The organism is Nocardiopsis trehalosi NBRC 14201 (assembly GCF_001552555.1).
GTDB classification, from domain to species: domain Bacteria; phylum Actinomycetota; class Actinomycetes; order Streptosporangiales; family Streptosporangiaceae; genus Nocardiopsis_B; species Nocardiopsis_B trehalosi.
This window is the reverse complement of record NZ_BCRK01000283.1, coordinates 1-5,017: the sequence shown is the minus strand read 5'-3', so window position 1 is coordinate 5,017 and position 5,017 is coordinate 1. Positions and strand designations below refer to the sequence as shown.

Genomic DNA, 5,017 nt, shown 5'->3' with positions numbered 1-5,017 from the left:
GGGGCGGGGTGCGGCGGGCGGGGGTCAGGCGAGGACGACCCGCGGCCCGAGGGCGCGGATCTCCTCGGCCAGGCCCTCGTCCAGGCCGGTGTCGGTGATCAGTGCGTCGAAGTCGTCGAGCCCGGCGAACCGGGTGAAGTGGTCGTTGCCGATCTTGGTGTGGTCGGCGAGCAGCACCACCCGGCGGGCGGCGCGCACCATGGCGCGCTTGACCATGGCCTCGGCGGTGTCGGTGGTGGTGGCGCTGCGTTCGACGGAGAGCCCGTTGGTGGCCATGAAGGCCACGTCGACGTAGGTCTCCTCCAGGACGCGCAGCGCCCAGGCGTCGACGGTCGCCTGCGTGCGCGGGCGCAGCCGACCGCCGATGACGAGCAGGTTGATGTTGGAACGCGAGGTGAGGACCGACACGATCGACAGCGAGTTGGTGACCACCGTCAACTCGCGGTCGGCGGGCAGCCGCTCGGCCAGGCGGCCGGTGGTGGAGCCCGCGTCGAGGAAGATCGCCCCCTCGTCGGGGACCTCGGCCAGGGCGGCCTTGGCGATGCGCTCCTTCTCGGCGGTCATGACGTTGTCCCGGACGGTCAGCGCGGGCTCGAAGCCCAGCCGCTCGACCGGGATGGCGCCACCGTGCACGCGTCGGAGCACGCCGCGGCGTTCCAGGGCCGTGAGATCGCGGCGGACGGTCTCGTAGGTCACCTCGAACTCGGCGGCGAGCACGGCGACGTCCACGCGCCCTTCGGCGCGGGCGCGTTGCAGGACGGAGTGCTGCCGCTCCTCGGCGTACATGTGGCATCACCTGCGTTTCCGTGTGGTCGCCCCCGATGCTAGGAGCTATGACGGGGGCCACACAAGAGTTACGGTGTGGTTTTTTATTGTTTCGTTTGGCTTCGTGAGGCATACGTTGTGCTACCAGCCGTCCCGCAGCCATCGCGCGGGCCGTCCACACCGGGCGCCCGCGAGCGCCCAGAATGGGGGCCATGAGCGAGACCGGGATGGACGCCGTCGGCGCGCTGGCCGACCCGCTGCGCCGCCGCCTCTACCGCTACGTGGTCGAACGCGGGGGCGGGGTGAGCCGGGCCGAGGCGGCCGAGGCCGTCGGCGCCCAGCGGGGCCTCGCGGCCTTCCACCTGGACCGGCTGGTCGCGGCCGGCCTGCTGGAGGTCGCGCACGGCAAGCGGTCGGGGCGCGAGGGGCCCGGCTCGGGCCGCCCGGCCAAGCTGTACTCCCGGGCCGACCGCGAGGTGAGCGTGCAGCTCCCGCCGCGCGACTACGGGCTCGCCGCCCATCTGCTGGCCGCCGCCGTCCGGACCGAGGGCCTGGAGCCGGCCGTCCACGCGGCGGCCCGGACCGAGGGCCTGCGGCGCGGCGCGGAGCTGGCCGAGGGCGGGGCGGCGCTCGACGGTGTCCGCCGCCACCTGGCGGAGCAGGGCTACGAGCCCGCCGCCGACGCCGACGACCCCGATGTACTGCGGCTGCGCAACTGCCCGTTCCACACCCTGGCGCGCGAGCACCCCCCGCTCGCGTGCGGCATGAACCTGGAGCTGCTGCGCGGCCTGCTCGACGGCGCCGGCGCCGAGGGGATCGAGGCGCGCATGGACCCCCTGCCGGACGGGTGCTGCGTCGCCATCTCTAAAACAAACGATAATTGACATAGAGCACGCCGCCGTGGTCTGCTGACCCCCATGGGCGACCACCACCTGGCAGAGATCAACATCGGCACCCTCGCGCACCCCCTCGACCACCCGGCCATGGCCGAGTTCGTGGCGCTGCTCGACCCCATCAACGCCATGGCCGAGGCGAGCCCCGGGTTCGTCTGGCGCTTCACCGAGGACGGCGCCAACGACGCCACCGGCCTGCGCCCGTTCGGCCCGGACGTCATCGTCAACTTCTCCGTGTGGGAGTCGCGCGAGGCGCTGTGGGACTTCACCTACCGCAGCGACCACCTCGACCTGCTGCGGCGGCGGCGCGACTGGTTCACGCACATGCGCGACATCTACCTGGTCCTGTGGTGGGTGCCCGCCGGGCACCGCCCGGACCTGGCGGAGGCCGCCGACCGCCTGGCCCTGCTGCGCGATCGGGGCCCCACCCCGGAGGCCTTCACCTTCGCGGCACCGTTCCCGCCGCCCCGCGCGGCGTCGGCCCCGGCCTGACCCCGATCGGCCGGACCGCCCCCCGATATCCCGTGACGGAGGCGTCACGTTCGGTAGCGTGGAGCTCATCCGACCGACGGGAGTTCCGACATGCCCCTGAACCGCATGCCCCTGAACCGCGGCCTCACCGGGCTCGCCCTCACGTCCCTGCTCCTGGCCGGCTGCGGCGGCGCCCACGAGAACGCCGACGGCGACCCGCCGCCCTCCCCCGAGCCGGGTGCCGAGAGCGCGTCGCAGCCCACCGCGGCCGAACTCGCCTCGGTCTCCGCGGCGTTCGCCCCCTACGCGCCCGACGCCCCGGCCGTCACCTACGCCGACACGGTCCCCGAGGGCGCCACCGTGGACGTCCGCGTCACCACCGAGGACGACGACCGCGGCACCGAGTACGAGCTGGCCGTCTCCGGCCTCGAACCCGACCGCGATTACGGCGCGCACGTCCACACCCGCCCGTGCGGCGAGAACCCCGACGACTCCGGGCCGCACTACCAGGACGCCCCCGACCCCGAGCAGCCCAGCACCGACCCCCGCTACGCCAACGAGGAGAACGAGGTCTGGCTCGACTTCACCACCGACGCCGAGGGCGCCGCCGAGACCGACTCCGACGTCGACTGGGTCCCGCGCGAGGGCGAGGCGAACTCGGTGGTCATCCACGACCACCGCACGATGACCGGCCACGGCGAGGCCGGCACCGCCGGCGACCGCCTGGCCTGCGTCAACGTCCCCCTCTGAGCCCCCCGCCGAGGGCACCCGGGCGGCCCCGCCCCGCCCGCGCCGACATGGCCGTGCCCGCCGTCGCCGCCGGGGCGGCGCGCCCCGGGGGCGGTGGCGGGCGTGGTGACGGAGGTGTGGCGGCGGGATCGGGGGAAGACGCTTGGCAGATCGCTACTACCGGGTAGTAACATGAGGTTGTTACCAGTCAGTAGAGATCGCCTGTGTGGACACACAGCGGCCCCGACACCAGCGGAGCGCGCCATGACGCACTACAAGAGCAACCTCCGTGACCTCGAATTCAACCTTTTTGAGGTCTTCAAGCGCCAGGACGTGCTGGGCAACGGCCCGTTCGAGGAGCTGGACGAGGACACGGCCCGTACCATTCTCGCCGAGGTCGAGCGGCTCGCCACTGGAGTCGTGGCCGAGTCCTTCGAGGACGCCGACCGCAACCCGCCGGTGTTCGACCCGGCCACCAACTCGGTCACCCTTCCCGAGAGCCTGAAGAAGTCCTACGCCGCCTACATGGACGCCGGGTGGTTCAACCTGGACCTCCCGCCGGAGCTGGGCGGCCTGGGCGCCCCCCGCTCCCTCGCGTGGGCCGCCGCCGAGCTGGTCCTGGGCGCGAACCCCTCCGTGCACATGTACGCCGCCGGCCCGGGCTTCGCCAACGTGCTCTACCAGGAGGGCAACGACGCGCAGAAGCGGTTCGCGCAGCAGGCGATCGACCGCGGCTGGGGCGCCACCATGGTCCTCACCGAGCCCGACGCCGGCTCCGACGTCGGCGCCGGCCGCACCAAGGCCGTCGACCAGGGCGACGGCACCTGGCACATCGAGGGCGTGAAGCGGTTCATCACGTCCGGCGACCAGGACATGACCGAGAACATCTTCCACCTGGTCCTGGCCCGCCCCGAGGGAGCCAGGCCGGGCACCAAGGGCCTGTCGCTGTTCCTGGTGCCGAAGTACCTCGTCGACGAGAACGGCGAGCCGGGCGAGCGCAACGGCGCCTACGTCACCAACGTCGAGCACAAGATGGGCCTGAAGGCGTCGGCCACCTGCGAGGTCACCTTCGGCGCCAAGCACCCCGCCATCGGCTACCTCGTCGGCGACAAGCACGACGGCATCCGGCAGATGTTCCTGGTCATCGAGCACGCCCGGATGATGGTCGGCACCAAGGCCATCGCCACGCTGTCCACCGGCTACCTCAACGCGCTCGCCTACGCCAAGGAGCGCAAGCAGGGCGCCGACCTGACCCAGATGGCCGACAAGACCGCGCCGCGCGTGCCGATCACCCGCCACCCCGACGTGCGCCGCAGCCTGATGACCCAGAAGGCCTACGCCGAGGCGCTGCGTGCCCTGGTCATCTACACCGCCACCCAGCAGGACGCGGTGCAGATCGCCAAGCACGAGGGCGCGGACGCCGCGGCGGTCGAGGCCATGAACGACCTGCTGCTGCCGATCGTCAAGGGCGTCGGCTCGGAGCGCTCCTACGCGCTGCTGGCGGAGTCGCTGCAGACCCTCGGCGGGTCCGGCTACCTGCAGGACTACCCGATCGAGCAGTACATCCGGGACGCCAAGATCGACACCCTCTACGAGGGCACCACCGCGATCCAGGCGCAGGACTTCTTCTTCCGCAAGATCGTGCGGAACAACGGCCAGGCGTTCGGCGCGCTCATGGGCGAGGTGAAGTCCTTCGCCGCCGGCGAGGCCGGCAACGGGCGCCTCAAGGAGGAGCGGGCGGCGCTGGCCGACGCGGCCGCCGACGTCGAGAAGATCGTCGAGGTCATGGTGGGCGACGCCATGCGCTCCGCCGAGGACGCCCCGCAGCTGTACAAGGTCGGGCTGAACGCCACCCGGCTGCTGATGGCCGTGGGCGACGTCGTGCTGGGCTGGCTGCTGCTGCGCCAGGCCGAGGTCGCGCTGGCCGCGCTCGACGGGGCCTCCCCCGCCGACCACGACTTCTACACCGGCAAGATCGCGGCGGCGCGCTTCTTCGCGGCCCAGGTGCTGCCGCGCCTGGCCGCCGAGCGGCGGATCGCCGAGGACACCACGCTGGACCTGATGGAGGTCCCCGAGTCGGCGTTCTGACCGGCGCGGCCGCCTGACCAGCGGCGGAGCACGGTCCCGGGGGGCGGGGCGGCGCGGGCCGCCCCGCCCCC

The 5,017-nt window shown here is 72.7% G+C and carries 5 protein-coding genes; 4 read left to right on the top strand and 1 reads right to left on the bottom strand.

The features are described 5' to 3' along the window. Window positions 1-24: 24 nt before the first annotated feature. A complete protein-coding gene (locus NT8_RS27170) occupies window positions 25-786 on the bottom strand; it encodes a DeoR/GlpR family DNA-binding transcription regulator (RefSeq protein ID WP_067975704.1) in 762 nt (253 codons plus the stop codon). A gap of 191 nt (window positions 787-977) precedes the next feature. Here NT8_RS27170 and NT8_RS27165 point away from each other — a divergent pair, with 191 nt between their 5' ends. The 4 genes from NT8_RS27165 to NT8_RS27150 all read left to right on the top strand — a co-directional run bounded on the left by NT8_RS27165 (window position 978) and on the right by NT8_RS27150 (window position 4,946). Next, window positions 978-1,649, top strand: a complete 672-nt coding sequence (locus NT8_RS27165; RefSeq protein ID WP_067975709.1) for a helix-turn-helix transcriptional regulator — start codon at window positions 978-980, stop codon at window positions 1,647-1,649. 33 nt (window positions 1,650-1,682) lie between these two features. Then, window positions 1,683-2,150: a DUF3291 domain-containing protein gene (locus tag NT8_RS27160; RefSeq protein ID WP_084469324.1), complete on the top strand. Its 468-nt coding sequence runs from the start codon at window positions 1,683-1,685 to the stop codon at window positions 2,148-2,150. Between the two features lie 105 nt (window positions 2,151-2,255). After that, complete coding sequence (locus NT8_RS27155; RefSeq protein WP_067975707.1) at window positions 2,256-2,879, top strand: superoxide dismutase family protein; 624 nt, start codon at window positions 2,256-2,258, stop codon at window positions 2,877-2,879. Window positions 2,880-3,122: 243 nt separating this feature from the next. Beyond that, window positions 3,123-4,946 carry an acyl-CoA dehydrogenase gene (locus tag NT8_RS27150; protein ID WP_067975699.1) on the top strand — a complete coding sequence of 608 codons (1,824 nt, stop codon included), beginning with the start codon at window positions 3,123-3,125 and terminating at the stop codon, window positions 4,944-4,946. Window positions 4,947-5,017: the final 71 nt, after the last annotated feature.